Origin of the sequence: Tenacibaculum aiptasiae (genome assembly GCF_965221665.1) — a bacterium.
GTDB classification, from domain to species: Bacteria; Bacteroidota; Bacteroidia; order Flavobacteriales; family Flavobacteriaceae; genus Polaribacter; species Polaribacter aiptasiae.
This window is the reverse complement of the sequence record NZ_CBDCSN010000003.1, coordinates 180,427-198,717: the sequence shown is the minus strand read 5'-3', so window position 1 is coordinate 198,717 and position 18,291 is coordinate 180,427. Positions and strand designations below refer to the sequence as shown.

Sequence of the window (18,291 nt, the reverse complement as noted above, 5' to 3'; positions counted from 1 at the left end):
TTATAACGCTCCTTTGGTTGATGGTAAAATCATTTTACTAGAATCTCTCTTAACAGCAACCTTAATCGCCTTAGAAAAAGCCTTAAATATTGCTTCTATTTTATGGTGTTCATTTACTCCTTCTGCTTTTATATTCAAGTTACATTTAGCTCCATCAGTGAATGATTTGAAGAAGTGAAAAAACATTTCTGTTGGCATTTTCCCTACCATTTCTCTTTTGAACTCTGCTTCCCATACTAACCAATTTCTTCCTCCAAAGTCTATAGCCACCTGAGCTAAACAATCATCCATAGGAAGACAAAAACCATAACGTTCTATACCTAGCTTATTCCCCAAAGCTTTATTAAAAACCTCCCCTAATGCTATTGCGGTGTCTTCAATTGTATGGTGCTCATCTACCTCTAAATCTCCATTTACTTTTATAGCTAAATCCATTTGTCCGTGACGCGCTATTTGATCTAACATATGATCAAAAAAAGCGATTCCTGTACTTATATCACTTTTCCCTGTTCCATCAAGATTTAATTGAATACTTATTTTTGTTTCATTCGTATTTCTAACAATACCCGCTACTCTTTCCTCTAGCTTCAAGAATTCATAAATAGCATTCCAATCATTACTTTCAAGCGCTATAAATTCATCCAACTCACTTTTTTTAACTGTAATTTCATCAGTTCCTAAAAAAGTTTCGTCGTTTATATAAATTCCTTTGGCCCCTAAGTTTTTAGCTAACTCAATATCAGTTAAGCGATCACCAATTACAAATGAATTTGCTAAATCATACTCCTCTGAAAAAAACTTTGTTAATAAACCTGTATTAGGTTTTCTTGTTGGTTGATTATCTCTTGCAAATGTTTTATCTATAAATTCTTCTGAAAAAATTATTCCTTCTTCTTTTAAAGTATTCATTACAAAATTATGTACAGGCCAAAATGTATTTTCTGGATAAACCTCTGTACCAAGTCCATCTTGGTTAGTTACTAATACCAATTCAAAATCTAACTCCTTTGCTATCTTACCCAAACCTTGAAATACTTTTGGATAAAATTGAAGTTTCTCAAATGAATCTGTTTGTTCATCTGCTGGTTCTTTAATTAAAGTTCCATCTCTATCTATAAATAATACTCGTTTCATATTATAATTCTTGTAATGCGTTGATTAGTTTTTGATTTTCTTCTGGGCTGCCTATTGTTATTCGTAAGCAATTATTAATTACACTATTCCTGTTTCTTGTTATTATTTTCTTTTTTACCAAGTCTTTATACAATTCATTTACTTTTTCTACTTCAACTAATACAAAATTAGCTTCGGTAGGATAGATTGTTTTGACCATTGGCAATTGAGATAATTGAGTTATTACTTTTTCTCTCTCTATTAAAATGATATTCTTTTCAATTTCGAATTTTGTTTGATTATTCAAACTCACCAAAACTGCATTTTGATTCAAAGAACTTACATTATATGGAGGCTTTACTTTACTATATAAATCAATAATTTTTGAACTTGCATAAGCTATTCCAACCCTAGCTCCTGCTAATCCCCATGCCTTACTAAATGTTTGACTTACAATTAAATTTGGGTAATTTTTAATTTCAGCGACTAAAGATTCTTTTGTACTAAAATCAATATAAGCTTCATCAATAATTACAACTCCATTAAAATTTTCAAGAATGTATTCTATATCTTCTTTGTTAATTATATTCCCCGTAGGGTTGTTTGGAGAACAGATAAAAATTAACTTTACTTCATCCATTTCCAAGTAAGGCTGTAACTGATTTAAATTGATTTGAAAATCTGCTAATAATGGTTGTTTAATTAATTCTACATCATTTATCTCTGCTGAAACATCGTACATTCCATAAGTTGGTGAAAAAGTCAAAGCTTTATCTTTCCCTGGTTCGCAAAATATTCTGAATGCCAAGTCAATTACTTCATCACTTCCATTGCCTACAAAAATTTGATTCGTATTTATTTCTTTAATTTCTGAGATTTTCTCTTTAATACTTTTTTGTTGTGGGTCTGGATAACGATTTAAAGTACCAAATGGATTCTCATTAGCATCTAAATACACTTCTGCCTCTCCTTTAAACTCATCTCTTGCAGAAGAATACGCTTTCAAACTTTGGATATTAGGTCGAACTATTTTTTCTAACTCAAACATTCTATATAGCTTTTAATCTTAATGTTACTGCATTTTTGTGTGCCTGCAAACCTTCTGCCTCCGCCATTAACTCAATAGCTTTTCCTATTTTAGAAATCCCTTTTGCTGTTACTTCTTGAAAAGTTATTTTCTTTACAAAGCTATCTAAAGAAACGCCGCTATAATTTTTAGCATATCCATTTGTAGGTAATGTATGATTTGTTCCACTTGCGTAATCACCTGCACTTTCACAACTATAATTTCCTAAAAACACTGATCCTGCATTAACTATTTTATTTATGTATTGAGTTGCTTTATCAGAAGCTATAATTAAGTGCTCAGGCGCATATTCATTACTAAATTCAACAGTTTCTTCAATGGCATTTAAAACAACCGCAAAACTATTTTCTAATGCTTTTTTTGCTATTTCTTTTCTTGGCAACTCTTCTAATTGATTTTCAACTTCTTTTAACACTTCTTCTACTACGGTAGTTTTAGTTGTTACCAATACGACTTGGCTATCTGTTCCGTGTTCTGCCTGTGATAATAAATCTGCTGCTACAAATGCTGGACTTGAAGTTTCATCTGCAATAACCAAAACCTCACTCGGTCCTGCTGGCATATCAATAGCAACTCCTTTCTGTTGCACTAATTCTTTTGCTTTAGTTACATATTGATTTCCTGGCCCTAAAATTTTATACACATTAGGTATGGTTTCAGTACCATAAGCCATAGCTCCTATTGCTTGTGAACCTCCTACTTTAAAAATTTTAGTAATTCCAACTAACGATGCCGTATATAAAATCGCCGGATTTATCTCTCCTTTTTTATTTGGTGGTGTACACAAAATAATTTCTTTACATCCTGCTATTTTTGCTGGAACTCCTAACATTAGAATTGTTGAAAACAAAGGTGCTGTACCTCCAGGAATATAAAGTCCAACCTTATCTATCGCAACACTTTTACGCCAACAAGTAACTCCTTCTAATGTTATAACCTTTTTTTCTTCTTCTTTTTGAGAAGTGTGAAAAATCTCAATATTTGATTTTGCTAACTGTATTGCTTCTTTTAAATCGTTACTTACTTTTTTCTTAGCAATCTCTATTTCTTCTTCAGTTACTTCAAAAGAAGTGATATCTAATCCATCAAACTTTTTCGCGTATTTAATTAAAGCTTTGTTTTTATTTAACTTAACATCTTCCAAAACCTCTTTAACTACTTCATCTAAATTACTTTCACTTAAAGTAGCTCTCTTGCAAAGGTTTTTCCAATCTTTTCTATTAGGATATTTTATAATCTTCATTTTTATTCCTTAAAATTTAAACTACCATTTTTTCAATTGGACACACTAAAATCCCTTCTGCTCCATTGTTTTTCAACTCATCTATTATTTCCCAAAACTCATTTTTGTCTAATACCGAGTGTACAGAACTCCAGCCTTTTTCTGCTAATGGCAATACTGTCGGGCTTCTCATTCCTGGTAAAATATTGATGATTTTATCAAGCTTATTGTTAGGTGCATTTAGTAAAATATACTTAGACCTCCTACCCTTTAAAACCGATTGTATTCTGAATTGCAGCTTATTTAAAATTTCTTGTTGCAATGGTTCTAATTTCGGTGAAACTGCTAAAACTGCTTCGGATTTTAAGATGACTTCAACTTCTTTTAAATTATTTTTGAAAAGTGTAGAACCACTAGAAACGATATCACAAATACCATCTGCCAAACCAATATTGGGAGCTATTTCTACCGATCCATTAATAATATGTAACTGTGATTCAATATTGTTTTTGGTTAAAAAGTCTTGTACTGTTTTCGGATATGATGTTGCTATTTTTTTATTCTGAAAAAAAGACAATCCGTTATACTCATCTCCTTTAGGAATTGCTAGAGATACTTTACATTTTGAAAACCCAAGTTTCTCTATAAACTCGATTCCTTCTCCTTTTTCTATCAACAAATTTTCTCCAACAATTGCTATATCAATAACTCCATCTTTTAGATATTGTGGAATATCTCCATTTCGTAAATAGAAAACCTCTAATGGAAAATTGCTTGCTGAAGCTTTCAATTGATCTTTACCATTATCAATAGAAATACCGCAGTCTTTTAATATTTGTAAGGAATCTTTATTTAGTCTTCCTGATTTTTGTATGGCTATTTTTAATTTACTCATTTTCTTAAGTTTGGTTTGAGTAAATCTTTATAGAGAAGATAATTTCCTGGCGCCTTTGGAAACAAAAAACCCGTTTGATTTACTCAAACGGGTTTTAAATATATTTTATTTTTAATCAATACATCTTCACTTCGCTTGAGTGCAAATATGATGATGATGATGTAATTGATTAAAGTTCATGTCTTTATTTCTGTTTCACAAATATTTGAAATAATTTTTTAATTTTCCTAATTAAATTAATGTTAATTATAAATTACTCAATAAATCGTACAAACTTTCTTCTTTTTCCAGTCCCATTTTTTTCTTAATTCTGTACCTGACAGTTTCTACGCTTCTAGGAGAAACATTGACTAACTGAGCTACTTCCTTACTTTTCAAATTCGATACAATATAAGTACAATGCTTCAGATCGTTAACCGATAAATTTGGTGCTACTTTTTTCAATTTATTATAAAAATCTGGTCTAGTTTTCTCAAATTGTATTCTAAAATCTTCCCATAATTCTTCTTCTGAAATTAAATTCAGTAATTTTTTATTTATAGTTATAAAGTAACTTGATGCATCTAAATTGTTCTCCAAATGAGTCTCTAAATCTTTGCATATTTTTCTAATAGCATCGTTATACGTTGAGATTTTTAAAACTCTTGAAAATAACGCTTGTTCATTTAATTTTAATAGGTTTTCTATTTCCTTCTTATTTTTAGAAAGCTCTTTATTTTTACCTTTTAAATCTACTATTAAGCCTGCTAACTCTTTGTTTAATTCCTTAATTTCTCTGTTTTTTTCTTTATTTCTTTTCCAATAAAAAATTTGAGTTAGAATTAGAACTACCAATAAAACAATTGTTAAAACACTCCAAAGTATTATTCTGTTTTGATCCTTTATTATTTCCTTTCCTTTTTCTTGTAACTCATTTTCTAACTCTAATTCTCGAGTATAAAAATCTTCTATTCTCTTTTCTGTTTCTTTATTAGCAGCTCTTAAGTTATTAGTTACATTTTTATATCGTTCTAAAGCTTTCTTATACTCTTTTTTCTCTTCATGAAGTTTCCCGTAAGTTTCATTAATCAAACTTGTAGTAAAACTAAAACTATCATCTTTAAAAGTAATTCCTTCTGCTATTTTTAAATTCCGAAATGCATCATCATATTTTTTTAGTCTCAAATAGTTATGACCAATAAAATAGTGCATTCTTCTTAATCCTGTTATTTTCTCTTCGTATTTATTTAACAACTTTAAAAACTCAAAAGCATACTTATTGGATTCCTCCCACTTACATCTTCTTTTTGCATTCACCGTTAAGTTGTAGTAAGCATCTATCTGTTGAGGAATTTCATTTATTTTTTTATACTCAACTACTGCTTTTTCAAATAAAACTTTTGCTTTTTTGTAATTAGCACTTCCTTTTGTAATTGTTACGCCTCGAGAGTTAAAAATAGTTCCCTTTAGAAGAATATCGTTTGTTTTTTCGGCTAACTCATAAGATTTTAAAAAAGTTTCTTCAGCTTTATCATATCTAGTTAAGAATAAATTCTTAACTCCATTTAGATAATATATTTTACTTTTTATAGTGTCTTCTTCTACTTCAATTTTATTGAGCTTAATAAAACGCAGAATACTATCTAATAGTTGACCATCTTCAGTTCGTTGAAATCTGTAATAGTCTTTTATTACTTTTTCTTTATAATCTTTTACTGTTATTGCCTTTTCTTGGCTTAGTATAGCTAGGGGGGCTATTAAAAATATTATTAAAAAAAATAAAAATGTTTTATTGTTTTTCACTTTAATTAATGTTTTTTCAGGTACTTCATTTATACTACAAGCAATTTATTTTTAAAATTTAGCTTTAATTTTCATCAGATTTTAACACAAAAATACATCAATTCTACTACAGGCTATTTTGTTCTGTTTTGAATAAATATTTTTGTCTCGAAATTATTAGTTCTTTCCCCTTACTATAATTTTATTTTTGTTCAAAGTTACCAAAGTATAATGATGTTCTTTTTCCCCTTATAGATTTCCTCGTTAATCATTTTGGTAACTTTTCCTTTTCAATACTATTTTAACATTCTCTTGTATTTTTTTTAGTCTATTTAAAACTTCTAATTTAACTTTTGTTTCTTTTACAATTTGTAAATAAAACGCAATAATAAAAATTTACTAGCTTAATTCAAGGTTTATGACAATCTATTTTTAATTAAATCAAATAAAACAGCTAGAACACTACTTGAACAGACCAATACTATTTTAACATAAACAAAGGCTATTTTAATTAACCAAAATAAAAAAGCCACCTCAACAGGTGGCTTTCATTATGAATAATATTTTATTGCTTTAAATCTATCTGAAAGAGATTTTACGCATACGTAAACTTTCTGGAGTTACTTCTAAGTACTCATCAGGTCTAATATACTCCATACACTCTTCTAAAGAAAAATCAACTTTTGGTGCAATTTTCACTCCATCATCAGAACCAGAAGCACGTACGTTAGTTAATTTCTTTCCTTTAATTAAGTTTACAGCTAAATCTCCATCTTTTGAGTTTTCTCCAACAACTTGCCCTTTATAAATCTCTTGGTTAGGATCAATAAAGAAACGTCCTCTATCTTGTAAACGGTCAATAGCATAAGCTGTAGCTTTACCAGTTTCAGAAGAAACAATAGCTCCTTTTAACTCATCACTAAATTCTCCTTTATAAGGACCATACTCACTAAAACGGTGGTTGATGATCGCTTGACCAGCAGTTGCTGTTAAAATTTTATTACGTAAACCGATTAATCCTCTTGAAGGAATATTAAATTCTAAATGTTGTAAATCTCCTTTTGGCTCCATTACTAATAAGTCTCCTTTACGTAATGTTACTAAGTTAATAGCTTTTGAAGCTACATCTTCAGGAAGATCAATTGATAATGTTTCGTATGGCTCACTCTTTACACCATCAATATCTTTTAAAATTACTTGTGGACGCCCCACTTGTAATTCATATCCTTCACGACGCATTGTTTCAATTAATACTGATAAGTGAAGAATTCCACGTCCAAATACATTGAATTTATCTTCTGTATCAGTTTCATCAACACGTAATGCAAGGTTTTTCTCCATCTCTTTAAATAAACGATCACGTAAGTGACGAGATGTTACATATTTTCCTTCTTTACCAAAGAAAGGTGAGTTATTAATAGTAAATAACATACTCATTGTAGGTTGATCTACTTCAATTCTTGGTAATGCTTCAGGATTTTCTAAATCTGCAATTGTATCTCCAATTTCGAAATCATCAATACCAGTTACTGCACAAATATCTCCACTACGAACTTTTTCTGTTTCAGCTTTACCCATTCCTTCAAAAACGTGTAATTCTTTGATACGAACTTTTTTCGTAGTTCCATCAGCTTTACAAAGCATGTAATCTTTATTCTTCTCTAAATCTCCACGGTATACACGTCCGATAGCAATTCTTCCTTTAAAAGAAGAATAATCTAACGATGTAATTTGCATTTGTGGTGATCCTTCTCTGTACGGAGCTTCAGGAATAGTTTCAATTACCGCATCTAATAAATCGATAATATCAGTCTTCTCATCCTTCCAGTCAGTACTCATCCAACCATTTTTAGCCGAGCCATAAATTGTTGTAAAGTCTAATTGTTCTTCTGTAGCTTCTAAAGCAAACATTAAATCAAAAACTTTTTCGTGTACTAAATCTGGTGTACAGTTTTCTTTATCAACTTTGTTTACAACTACAATAGGTGTTAAACCTAACTCAATTGCTTTACCTAATACAAAACGTGTTTGTGGCATTGGCCCTTCGAAAGCATCAACTAATAATAAAACACCATCAGCCATTTTTAATACACGTTCTACTTCTCCACCAAAATCGGCGTGACCTGGAGTATCAATTACATTAATTTTAACTCCTTTATAGTTTACAGATACGTTTTTAGAAAGAATTGTAATTCCTCTCTCACGCTCTAAATCGTTGTTATCTAACAATAAATCAGTACGTTCCTTACGTTCATCTAAGATTTTTGCCTGATCTATAATTTTGTCTACTAAAGTCGTTTTCCCGTGGTCAACGTGCGCTATAATAGCGATGTTTCTAATTGATTGCATTCGTGCTTATTTTGAAGCTGCAAAAGTAGTGTTTTAAAAATGAATACTATAGGGAAGTTGAATTATTTTTCTTCTTCTGAAGATTCATCGTCTCCTCGAAAGGCACTTGGGAGTATATCTGGAATAAATTTTATTAGTAATGGTAGTAGTAAAGCTCCTCCTGGTAACATAAAAACTGTAAACGCAGGAATAGCTTTACATATATCTAACATTTGCTCTTTTACCTTTATCTTTTCTTCTTCAGATAAATTTGTGGTAAGAGATTTTTTTATCAAAAAAACTAGCTCTTTGCTTTCTTGAAGCTCTTTAGCTAGTCTTTTTTTATTTTTTTGAATAGCTTCTTTTATTTCGTCAACCGTACTCATTACAGTTTACGACGCTTTCTTTCGGTTTTCAATAAATTTAATTCTCTTGAAGTTTGACCTGCTACTGAGGTATTTTCTTCTGCTCTACGAATTAAATATGGCATTACATCACGTACTGGTCCAAAAGGAACATATTTAGCTACATTGTATCCTTCTTGGGCTAAATTAAAACTAATATGGTCGCTCATACCATATAATTGACCAAACCACATACGCTTATCCGTCGACTCTATATTGTACTCTTTTGCTAAATCCATTAACAAATAAGAACTTTCTTCGTTATGTGTTCCAGCAAAGATTGCCATGTTCTTATGCTCCATCATAAAACGAACAGCTTCATTATAGTTATCGTCTGTTGCTTGCTTATCTACACAAATTGGTGATGGATATCCTTTTTCTTTTGCTCTTTCTCTTTCTTTTTCCATATAGGCACCACGTACTACTTTCATACCTATATGATATCCTTTTTGATGTGCTCTTTGATATAAACCTCTTAAGTATTCTAATCGGTCATGTCTGTACATTTGTAATGTATTAAATACAATAGCTTTTTCTTTATTGTAAATTTCCATTAACTCTTCAATCAAATCATCAGCTGCATCTTGCATCCAACTTTCTTCTGCATCTATTAATAATGGGACATCTTTCTCTGCTGCTGCTTTACATACTATATGAAAACGCTCTACAACTCTTGCCCACTCTACTTTTTCTTCTTCTGTATGCTCTTCACCCTCTGTTAATTTTTGGTATAAAGCAAAACGTCCAAAACCTGTTGGTTTGAATACTGCATATGGTATTGACTTTTTTTCTTCAGCAAAATCAATTGTTTTTAAAGTCATTTGTAAAGCATCATCAAACTGTGCTTCATCTTCTTTTCCTTCTACTGAGTAGTCTAAAATACTATGTACATTACCACGATCATACATTTTTTCTATGTTAGGTAAACAGTCATCTTCTGTTACTCCTCCACAAAAATGATCGAAAACTGTTGAACGGATTAAACCTTCAACTGGTAAGTGCGCCTTTAACGCAAAATTAGTTACCGCTGTTCCTATGCGAACCATTGGCTGGTTCTGTATCATTTTAAACAAAAAATATGCTCTTTCTAACTCTGAGTCAGATTTTAATTTAAAAGCAGTTTCGGTGTTGTCAAAAAGTCTCATTATCGAGGTAATATTATTATTTGATTTTAAAGACAAATATAACAGACCCATATGATATATTTTAATTTTTTCTATTTAATTTCGCCTTTAAATTATAGATTGAAATGACTTCTATTCAAGCAGCAACATACCCTATCCATTTTGAAGAAAAAGCGTACATCGAATTAGCTAATTTAATTCGCAACAATAACTACTCATCTATTTTTGTTCTTGTAGATGACAATACCATAGTACATTGCTATACCCGATTTATGCAATTACTAGAAACCGACAAACCCATTGAAATTATTCAAATTGATGCTGGTGAAATTTATAAAAACATCGATACTTGTATTGGTGTTTGGAATGCTATGACCGAATTAGGTGCCGATCGTAAAAGTTTATTAATTACTCTTGGTGGTGGTGTAATTACCGATTTAGGTGGTTTTGTTGCATCTACATTTAAACGTGGAATTGATTTTGTAAACATTCCTACTACTCTTTTAAGTATGGTAGATGCTTCTGTAGGTGGAAAAACTGGTGTTGATTTGGGTGTTTTAAAAAATCAGATTGGTGTTTTTGCTAATCCTGAATTGATTGTATTAGACCCTGAATATTTACATACAGTTACTCCTAGAGAGATTAGGTCTGGTACTGCAGAAATTATTAAATACGGAATGACACACGATATTCGTTTATTTAATGAAATTAAAGACAATCCTGAATTAAATATTATAGACTTAATTCATCGATCTATTGAAATTAAAAACGAAGTTGTTTTAGAAGACCCTAAAGAGAAAAATGTTCGTAAAGTTTTAAACTGGGGTCATACTATTGGACATGGTGTTGAATCTTATTTTTTAGAAAGTGACCATAAAGAAAACCTAACTCATGGTGAAGCTATTGCTATAGGTATGGTTTGTGAAGCATATATTTCTTCTGAAACTTTAGGTTTTTCAAAAGATAAACTTGAAGAAATTAAAAAAGCTATTCATACTATATATGGTAAAATAGAAATTTTAGAGGATGACTTTTCTGCTATTCTTGAATTAATGAAGCACGATAAAAAGAATATAGGTGGTGAAATTAACTTTGTTCTTTTAAAAGATTATGAAGATTTTAAAATCGATTGCAAAGTTCCATCAAACCTAATTGTAGACAGTTTAAAATACTATAACATATAATAAAAAAGGCGAGAAAATTTCTCGCCTTTTTTATTTATGCTGTTACCGAACAGCTTTTATATATTTCTTCATATACTGGTAAAATATTTTCTAGAGAAAACAACTTTATATGTTCTTTGGCATGTTCTTTAAATTGATTTAATATAGCCTCGTCTTTTAAAATCTTAATAGCATTTTTAGCCATATCATCTACATCACCTAAGTCACTTAAATAACCTGTTTTACCATCTATATTTACTTCTGGAAGACCACCTGTATTTGTTGATATAACAGCTGTACTTGCTGCCATTGCTTCCAAAGCCGCTAATCCAAAACTCTCTGTTTCTGATGGTAATAAAAACACATCTGAATAACATAATATTTTAGCTACCTCATTACTATTTCCTAAGAATAACACCTTATCCTCTAAACCAAATTCTTTTACTAAGTTCTCTGCTTTTAAACGTTCTGGCCCATCCCCCACCATTAATAGTTTTGATGGAATTTCCTTTTGAACTTGATTAAATATTCGAATCACATCGTCGGTACGCTTAACTGGTCTAAAATTACTTACATGCGTTAAAATTCTTTCCTCTGGTTTTGCCAAACCAATACGTTTGCATTCAGCTTGGTGCGCTTTGTCATATTTATCACCATCAATAAAGTTATATACTACTTTTATATCCTTATCAATATTGAACAAACGTAATGTATCCTCTTTTAAACTATTAGAAACTGTAGTTACTTCATCCGATTTATTAATACTAAACTCTACAGCTGTTTTATACGTTGGATGACTTCCTACTAAAGTAATATCTGTACCATGCAATGTAGTAACTACTTTTACATTGATACCTTTTTCTTCTAACATCTTTTTAGCCATATATGCGGCATAGGCATGCGGTATTGCATAATGTACATGTAACACTTCTAATTGATGCTTTTCAACTACTTCAACCATCTTACTAGACAATGCTAATTCATAAGGTTGGTATTGAAATAAAGGATACTCTTCTAATACTACTTCATGAAAGTGTATTCTGTGTGAAAAAAAGTCTAGTCGAACTGGTTGATTATATGTTATAAAATGTACTTCATGTCCTTTATCAGCTAATGCCATACCTAGTTCAGTTGCTACTACTCCACTTCCTCCAAAGGTAGGATAACATACAATTCCTATTCTCATTTATTGGGTTTTATTATTTGGTTTTATTAATGACGTAAATTTACGTTTTTACTTACGCTTTAATGTGAAGAAAAACATAAAAAAATCCCGCATAAAAGCGGGATTTTGAATGTTATTTTAAAAACTATTTCTTAGTAGTCTCCTAATGTTTCTGGATTTTGTGCTAACGATGCTTCTAATTGCTCATCGTTTGGAGCTTTACCATGCCATGCATGTGTATGCATCATAAAGTCAATTCCGTTCCCCATTTCTGTATATAATAATACACAAACTGGTTTTCCATTTCCTGTACGAGATTTTGCATCAGCCATTCCTTTTAAAATAGCATCAACATCATTTCCTTCTTTAATTTCTAATACATCCCAACCAAAAGCTTCAAATTTAGCTTTTAAGCTTCCCATTGCTAAAACTTCGTCAGTAGTACCGTCAATTTGTTTTTCGTTTACGTCTACAGTAGCAATTAAGTTATCTACTTTCTTTCCTGCTGCATACATTGCTGCTTCCCAGATTTGACCTTCTTGTAATTCTCCATCACCATGTAATGAATATACAATTTTGTCATCTCCATTTAACTTTTTTGCTTGAGCTGCACCAATTGCAACGCTCATTCCTTGACCTAGAGATCCAGAAGCAATACGAATACCTGGTAAGTGTTCGTGTGTTGTTGGGTGTCCTTGTAAACGTGTATCTAACTTTCTAAATGTTGCTAACTCAGCAACTGGAAAGAATCCGCTACGTGCTAATACACTATAATAAACTGGCGATATATGTCCGTTTGATAAAAAGAATAAATCTTCATTATTTCCGTCCATTTTAAAATCTGTAGAATAATCCATGATTTCTTGATATAAGCAAGTAAAAAATTCTGCACATCCTAAAGATCCTCCAGGGTGTCCTGAGTTTACTGCATGTACCATACGAACGATATCTCTACGTACCTGTTGTGTAAATTCTTGAAGCTGTTGTGTTGTCGACATTATTTTTTGTTTTATCTCGACAAAAGTAATAGTTTAAAAAATAATTGCCAATTACTTTTTCAATTCTTATTTAAAAAAGGGTTCGATAATTTTTATCTTTAATTTTACCTTCTTTAAACCTTCCTATTTCATCAAAGAATTAAACAAATAAACACCGCTCATTTTAACTTAAATTAACATAATTAGGTACTACAATTTAGTAGATTGCACAAAAAATTAACTAAATGAAGTACCTATCAATATTATTCGCGTTTTTAACGCTACAGCTATTCTCTCAAGAGAATCCCAATTGGCTGAGACACTCCTCAATTTCGCCAGATGGAAAAGAAATTGTTTTTACTTATAAAGGTGACTTATATAAAGTTCCTTCTGCTGGTGGAAATGCAACTCAATTAACTTTTCATAAGGCACACGATTACAAAGCCGTTTGGAGTAAAGATGGTAAAAAAATTGCCTTTGCTTCTAATCGTTATGGTAATTTCGACATTTATATTATGGACGCCATAGGTGGCGAGGCTAAAAGATTAACGTTTCACTCTACTAACGAAATTCCATTTTCTTTTTCAGCAAATAACAAAGAGGTTATTTTCGGAGCACAACGTCAGGATGAAGTAAAACACAGACAATATCCTACCAATTCTCAACCTGAACTTTATACTGTACCTGTAACAGCTGGACGTGTTAGTCAATTAATGACGGTACCTGCTGAATATGTACAGGTATCTAAAAATGGTAACACCATGTTATACCATGATAAAAAAGGTGGTGAAAACGAATGGCGTAAGCATCATAAATCATCAATCACTAGAGACATTTGGAGTTACGATACTAAAAAGAAAACTCATAAAATGCTTACTTCTTTTGCTGGTGAAGATAGACATCCTTTCTTCTCTGATGATGAAAAAAACATTTATTATTTAAGTGAAAAAAGTGGCTCTTTTAATGTTCATAAAATGAATATTGATAATGCTAACCAAGATCAACAACTAACAAATTTCAAATTACATCCTGTACGTTTCTTAAGTGTAGGTAATGGTATATTAAGTTTTGGTTACGATGGTGAATTATATACCATGAAAGAAGGTGAAAAACCTTCAAAAGTGAATGTTATTATTAGAACACAAAGCAAAGACAATAAAGATAAATTCATCTCTATTAATGGAGGTGTTAATGAAATGTCTATCTCTCCAAATGGAAAAGAAATTGCTTTTATTTCTAGAGGTGAAGTTTTTGTAACTTCTGTAAGTGAATCTTTTACTAAAAGATTAACCAATACACCAGAAAGAGAACGTTTTGTTACTTGGACTCCTGATGGAAAATCGGTAGTATATAGTAGTGAAAGAAATGGAAAATGGAGTATTTATAAAACAGAAAAAGTACGTAAAGAAGAACCTTTCTTTTTTGCAGCAACTTTATTAAAAGAAACTCCAGTTATTGAAAACAAATTTGATAATTACTTACCTGAGTTCTCTCCTGATAGTTCTAAAATAGCTTTTGTTGAAGGAAGACGTACTTTAAAAGTAATGGACTTAAAAACTAAAAAACAAGTAACCTTATTAACTCCAAAAGATTTATTCCACATGAGAGATGGTGATAAGTACTACACATGGAGCCCTGATAGCAAATGGTTATTGGTTGGATGGAGTAAAACACTAAGTAATAGTGAAGCTTTATTAATGGCTGCTGATGGTAGCAAACGTATAAACTTAACTGAGAGCGGTTATAACGATTACTATCCTAAATGGGTGAACGGTGGAAAGCAAATGTTATGGTTTAGTAACAGAAATGGGTTAAAGTCTTATGCTACTAGCGGACGTTCTCAATCTGATGTTTATAGTATGTTCTTTACACAAGAAGCTTGGGATGAATTTAACCTTAGCGATGAAGAGTTTAAATTGATGGAAACAATTAAAGCTATTCAGAAAAAAGAAAAGGATAAAAAGAAGAAAGAAGCTGACAAGAAGAATAAAAAAGACAAAAAGAAAAAAGATAAAGACAAGAAAAAAGTAAAACCGCTTACTTTCGATTGGGATAGTATGAAAGATCGAATTAAAAGATTAACTATTCATTCTTCAAGCCTTGGCGATGCAGTACTTTCTAAAAAAGGTGATGTTTTATATTACTTAGCTCGTTTTGAAGGAAAAATGAATCTTTGGAGTACTAATTTACGTACCAAAGAAACCAAAATGGTTATGCGTTTAAACGCTAATTACGGTTCATTACAATGGGATAAAGACATGAAAAACCTATATCTTTTAAGTGGTGGAAGAATTTCTAAGATAGATCCTGCTAAAAAGAGCAAAAAACCAGTAAAGATTAGTGGTGAAATGATGTTGGATACAGCAGCTGAAAGAGAAGCTATGTTCGATCATGTATGGATAAGAACCAATGCTATTTTTTATCACCCAGATTTCCACGGAACTGACTGGAACAAAATGAAAAAAGAATATAAAAAGTACTTACCATCTATTGGTAATTCTTTTGAATTTTCTGAAATGCTTTCTGAAATGTTAGGTGAATTAAACGTTTCTCATGCTGGAGCTGGATATAGTACCAGTATTAAAAATGCTGATGCAACTGCTTCACTTGGTATTTTTATGAATTATAACCATAAAGGAGACGGAATTTTAATTGATGAAGTTATTAAAGATGGACCTTTAGATAAATCATCTTTTAACGTTAAAGCAGGGATGATTATTGAAAAAATTGACGGTGTTACAATTGATAAAAACGAAGATGTTGCTAAATACTTAAACAGAAAAGTAGGGAAATTCGTTTTACTTGATATCACAAACCCTAAAACAAAGAAAAAACAAACTATTACTGTAAAACCTATTTCTTTAGGACAAGAAAACCGTTTATTATATAAGAGATGGGTAAAAACTAACGAAAAAGAAGTAAATAAATTAAGTAATGGAAAGTTAGGTTATGTTCATATTCCAGGAATGAGCGACGGTCCATACAGAAGTATTTACAAAGATATTATGGGTAAATTTTCTGATCGTAAAGGTATTATTATTGACACACGTTTTAATGGTGGTGGTGACCTAGTTGCTGATTTAGCTATGTTCTTTACTGGAGTACCTTTTATTTCATACGAAACAGAAGCTAAAGTAGTTGGAGGTGAACCTACTTCACGTTGGACAAAACCTACATTATCTATCTTTAACGAGAGTATGTATTCTGATGGACATTGTTATGCTGCTGGATATACTGATCTTAAAATTGGAAAAACAGTAGGTATGCCAGTTCCTGGTACTTGTAGTTTTGCAGGATGGGAAGGGTTACCAAATGGAAGTTACTGGGGTGTTGTTCCTATTAGTGCGAAAGATAAATCTGGAAGATGGATGGAAAACAACCAAACAGAGCCTACTATTAAAGTAAAAAATATGCCTGGTATTATCGATAAAGGTCGTGACCAACAATTAGAGCGATCTATATCTGAAATGCTTAAAGACATCAAATAGTTTTAAATACATTCAATATCAAAAAAGGTTAAAGTTCATAATACTTTAACCTTTTTTTGTTACAATACATTCAGCTTGTTAAGTATTATAGTTTTTTTTCTTTCAACGAAGCTCGCTGATAGCTCTGAATTAAAACGAAACTATCAGCGAAGCTCGTTGATTGAATTGCATTAAAACAAAACGCTCAGCGAAGTTCGCTGAGCATTTCGTCGAGTTTCGAAACCACCAGCGAGCTTCGCTGATAGTTTCGTTGAGTTTTTATTGGGTCAGCGAACGCCGCTGATACTTTCAACTAAAAAATGTTTAGGTTTTTTGTTTTTTCTTTTTTGCTGCTGGAAAAAGTACATTATTTAAAATTAAACGATAGCCTGGAGAGGTTGGATGCAAGTCTAATTCTGTTTTTGGATCTCCTACTCTATGCTGATAATCTTCAGGATCATGTCCTCCGTAAAAAGTAAACATTCCTTTTCCTTTTGTTCCATGGATGTATCTACCTTCTCCATTGGTTTTATTTTCTCCTAAAACCATAATAGTAGGTTTGATAGTTTTGCGATCAAAAGAAGTGGTTTGTCCCATAAACGCTTTTACTAACTGAGTATGGTTTTGTGTTAGCATCGTTGGCACCTGATCCCACTTAGCCGAATATTCTTTTAACGTAAAGTAATCTACTTCCTTTTTTATTCTACGTTTACGAGTCATATCTATAGAAGAAAACTCATATGTTGTTGGATTACGAATTAATTCAAAATCTCTAAAAGCAAAGGTTTTATTAAAATCTATTTTCGATTGATAGTTTGGTTCAGAAGCATCTCCATCAAACATTCCTTCACAAATATCAACTCCATCTGCTGCTAAAGCAATATCAAAACTATCGGTAGCAGAACACATTGCAAACATAAACCCTCCTCCTATTACATAGTCACGTATCTTTTTAGCAACGGCTCCTTTTTGTTCTGAGACCTTGGTATATCCTAACTTTTTAGCCAATGCTTCTGCATCCTTTTTTTGTTGTATATACCACGGTGCTGTTCTAAACGCTCCATAAAAACGTCCATACTGCCCTGTAAAATCTTCGTGGTGTAAATGCAACCATTCATATAACAATAGCTTGTCTTCTAACACTTCTTCATCATAAATAACATCAAATGGAATTTCTGCATAGGATAACACCATAGTTACAGCATCATCCCAAGGCATTTTTCCTTTAGGTGAATACACCGCTATTTTAGGAGCTTTTTCTAAAGTTACCGCTTCTTGATTTTTAGATGGTGATGAAATTTCTTCTAATATTAATTTCGATCTGGCATCGGAGATTATTTGATAAGAAACTCCTCTAATTTTACATTCCTTTTCAACAGCCTCATTATTCTCCATTAAAAAAGCACCTCCATCATAGTTTAACAGCCACTTAGCTTTCAAACCATTTTGTAATGCATAATAAACAATTCCATATGCTTTTAAATGATTCTTTTGATTATCATGACTCATTGGTACATAGATAAATGATGCCCAAATTGAATTTGAGAATAACAATAATGCTATTATGTATATATATTTCTTCATA

General features: G+C 31.4%; 13 protein-coding genes. 2 read left to right on the top strand and 11 right to left on the bottom strand.

Translation table 11 applies throughout. The features are described from left to right. From hisB to ACOQN8_RS12570, 8 genes are all read right to left on the bottom strand, one after another. Window positions 1-1,134 (bottom strand): bifunctional histidinol-phosphatase/imidazoleglycerol-phosphate dehydratase HisB, encoded by a 1,134-nt coding sequence (gene hisB, locus ACOQN8_RS12605; RefSeq protein ID WP_420552952.1) that lies wholly within the window; start codon window positions 1,132-1,134, stop codon window positions 1-3. 1 nt (window position 1,135) lies between these two features. Further along, window positions 1,136-2,161, bottom strand: coding sequence for a histidinol-phosphate transaminase (gene hisC, locus ACOQN8_RS12600; protein ID WP_420552951.1), 1,026 nt, complete (start codon window positions 2,159-2,161; stop codon window positions 1,136-1,138). Window position 2,162: 1 nt separating this feature from the next. Next, window positions 2,163-3,443 (bottom strand): histidinol dehydrogenase, encoded by a 1,281-nt coding sequence (hisD, locus tag ACOQN8_RS12595; protein WP_420552950.1) that lies wholly within the window; start codon window positions 3,441-3,443, stop codon window positions 2,163-2,165. A 16-nt stretch (window positions 3,444-3,459) separates the two neighbouring features. Beyond that, window positions 3,460-4,317, bottom strand: coding sequence for an ATP phosphoribosyltransferase (hisG, locus tag ACOQN8_RS12590; RefSeq protein ID WP_420552949.1), 858 nt, complete (start codon window positions 4,315-4,317; stop codon window positions 3,460-3,462). A gap of 246 nt (window positions 4,318-4,563) precedes the next feature. Next, complete coding sequence (locus ACOQN8_RS12585; RefSeq protein ID WP_150899181.1) at window positions 4,564-6,099, bottom strand: tetratricopeptide repeat protein; 1,536 nt, start codon at window positions 6,097-6,099, stop codon at window positions 4,564-4,566. A gap of 558 nt (window positions 6,100-6,657) precedes the next feature. Continuing rightward, window positions 6,658-8,427 carry a translational GTPase TypA gene (typA, locus tag ACOQN8_RS12580; protein WP_150899182.1) on the bottom strand — a complete coding sequence of 590 codons (1,770 nt, stop codon included), beginning with the start codon at window positions 8,425-8,427 and terminating at the stop codon, window positions 6,658-6,660. 62 nt (window positions 8,428-8,489) lie between these two features. Then, window positions 8,490-8,792, bottom strand: a complete 303-nt coding sequence (locus tag ACOQN8_RS12575; protein WP_150899183.1) for an LETM1 domain-containing protein — start codon at window positions 8,790-8,792, stop codon at window positions 8,490-8,492. Next, the gene (locus ACOQN8_RS12570) at window positions 8,792-9,955 is read right to left on the bottom strand and encodes a proline dehydrogenase family protein (RefSeq protein ID WP_420552948.1); all 1,164 of its coding nucleotides are present in this window, start codon (window positions 9,953-9,955) and stop codon (window positions 8,792-8,794) included. The genes ACOQN8_RS12575 and ACOQN8_RS12570 overlap by 1 nt, the downstream gene beginning before the upstream one ends. Before the next feature lie 104 nt (window positions 9,956-10,059). Here ACOQN8_RS12570 and aroB point away from each other — a divergent pair, with 104 nt between their 5' ends. Continuing rightward, complete coding sequence (gene aroB, locus ACOQN8_RS12565) at window positions 10,060-11,118, top strand: 3-dehydroquinate synthase (protein WP_420552947.1); 1,059 nt, start codon at window positions 10,060-10,062, stop codon at window positions 11,116-11,118. A gap of 34 nt (window positions 11,119-11,152) precedes the next feature. Here the strand turns inward: aroB and bshA are convergent, their stop codons facing one another. Both bshA and ACOQN8_RS12555 read right to left on the bottom strand, forming a co-directional pair. Continuing rightward, on the bottom strand, window positions 11,153-12,283 hold the full coding sequence (bshA, locus tag ACOQN8_RS12560; RefSeq protein WP_420552946.1) for an N-acetyl-alpha-D-glucosaminyl L-malate synthase BshA: 1,131 nt from the start codon (window positions 12,281-12,283) through the stop codon (window positions 11,153-11,155). 131 nt (window positions 12,284-12,414) lie between these two features. After that, window positions 12,415-13,260, bottom strand: a complete 846-nt coding sequence (locus tag ACOQN8_RS12555; protein WP_150899187.1) for a transketolase — start codon at window positions 13,258-13,260, stop codon at window positions 12,415-12,417. 224 nt (window positions 13,261-13,484) lie between these two features. Between ACOQN8_RS12555 and ACOQN8_RS12550 the strand changes: the two genes are divergently transcribed. After that, the gene (locus ACOQN8_RS12550; RefSeq protein ID WP_420552945.1) at window positions 13,485-16,727 is read left to right on the top strand and encodes a S41 family peptidase; all 3,243 of its coding nucleotides are present in this window, start codon (window positions 13,485-13,487) and stop codon (window positions 16,725-16,727) included. Between the two features lie 303 nt (window positions 16,728-17,030). Here ACOQN8_RS12550 and ACOQN8_RS12545 read toward each other — a convergent pair whose 3' ends face one another. After that, window positions 17,031-18,290, bottom strand: a complete 1,260-nt coding sequence (locus ACOQN8_RS12545) for an asparagine synthetase B (protein WP_420552944.1) — start codon at window positions 18,288-18,290, stop codon at window positions 17,031-17,033. Window position 18,291: the final 1 nt, after the last annotated feature.

Coding starts and splice junctions, on each gene's coding strand:
- hisB (WP_420552952.1), bottom strand. CDS start 1,134: ATGAAACGAGTATTATTTATAGATAGAGATGGAACTTTAATTAAAGAA.
- hisC (WP_420552951.1), bottom strand. CDS start 2,161: ATGTTTGAGTTAGAAAAAATAGTTCGACCTAATATCCAAAGTTTGAAA.
- hisD (WP_420552950.1), bottom strand. CDS start 3,443: ATGAAGATTATAAAATATCCTAATAGAAAAGATTGGAAAAACCTTTGC.
- hisG (WP_420552949.1), bottom strand. CDS start 4,317: ATGAGTAAATTAAAAATAGCCATACAAAAATCAGGAAGACTAAATAAA.
- typA (WP_150899182.1), bottom strand. CDS start 8,427: ATGCAATCAATTAGAAACATCGCTATTATAGCGCACGTTGACCACGGG.
- ACOQN8_RS12575 (WP_150899183.1), bottom strand. CDS start 8,792: ATGAGTACGGTTGACGAAATAAAAGAAGCTATTCAAAAAAATAAAAAA.
- ACOQN8_RS12570 (WP_420552948.1), bottom strand. CDS start 9,955: ATGAGACTTTTTGACAACACCGAAACTGCTTTTAAATTAAAATCTGAC.
- aroB (WP_420552947.1), top strand. CDS start 10,060: ATGACTTCTATTCAAGCAGCAACATACCCTATCCATTTTGAAGAAAAA.
- bshA (WP_420552946.1), bottom strand. CDS start 12,283: ATGAGAATAGGAATTGTATGTTATCCTACCTTTGGAGGAAGTGGAGTA.
- ACOQN8_RS12555 (WP_150899187.1), bottom strand. CDS start 13,260: ATGTCGACAACACAACAGCTTCAAGAATTTACACAACAGGTACGTAGA.
- ACOQN8_RS12550 (WP_420552945.1), top strand. CDS start 13,485: ATGAAGTACCTATCAATATTATTCGCGTTTTTAACGCTACAGCTATTC.
- ACOQN8_RS12545 (WP_420552944.1), bottom strand. CDS start 18,290: ATGAAGAAATATATATACATAATAGCATTATTGTTATTCTCAAATTCA.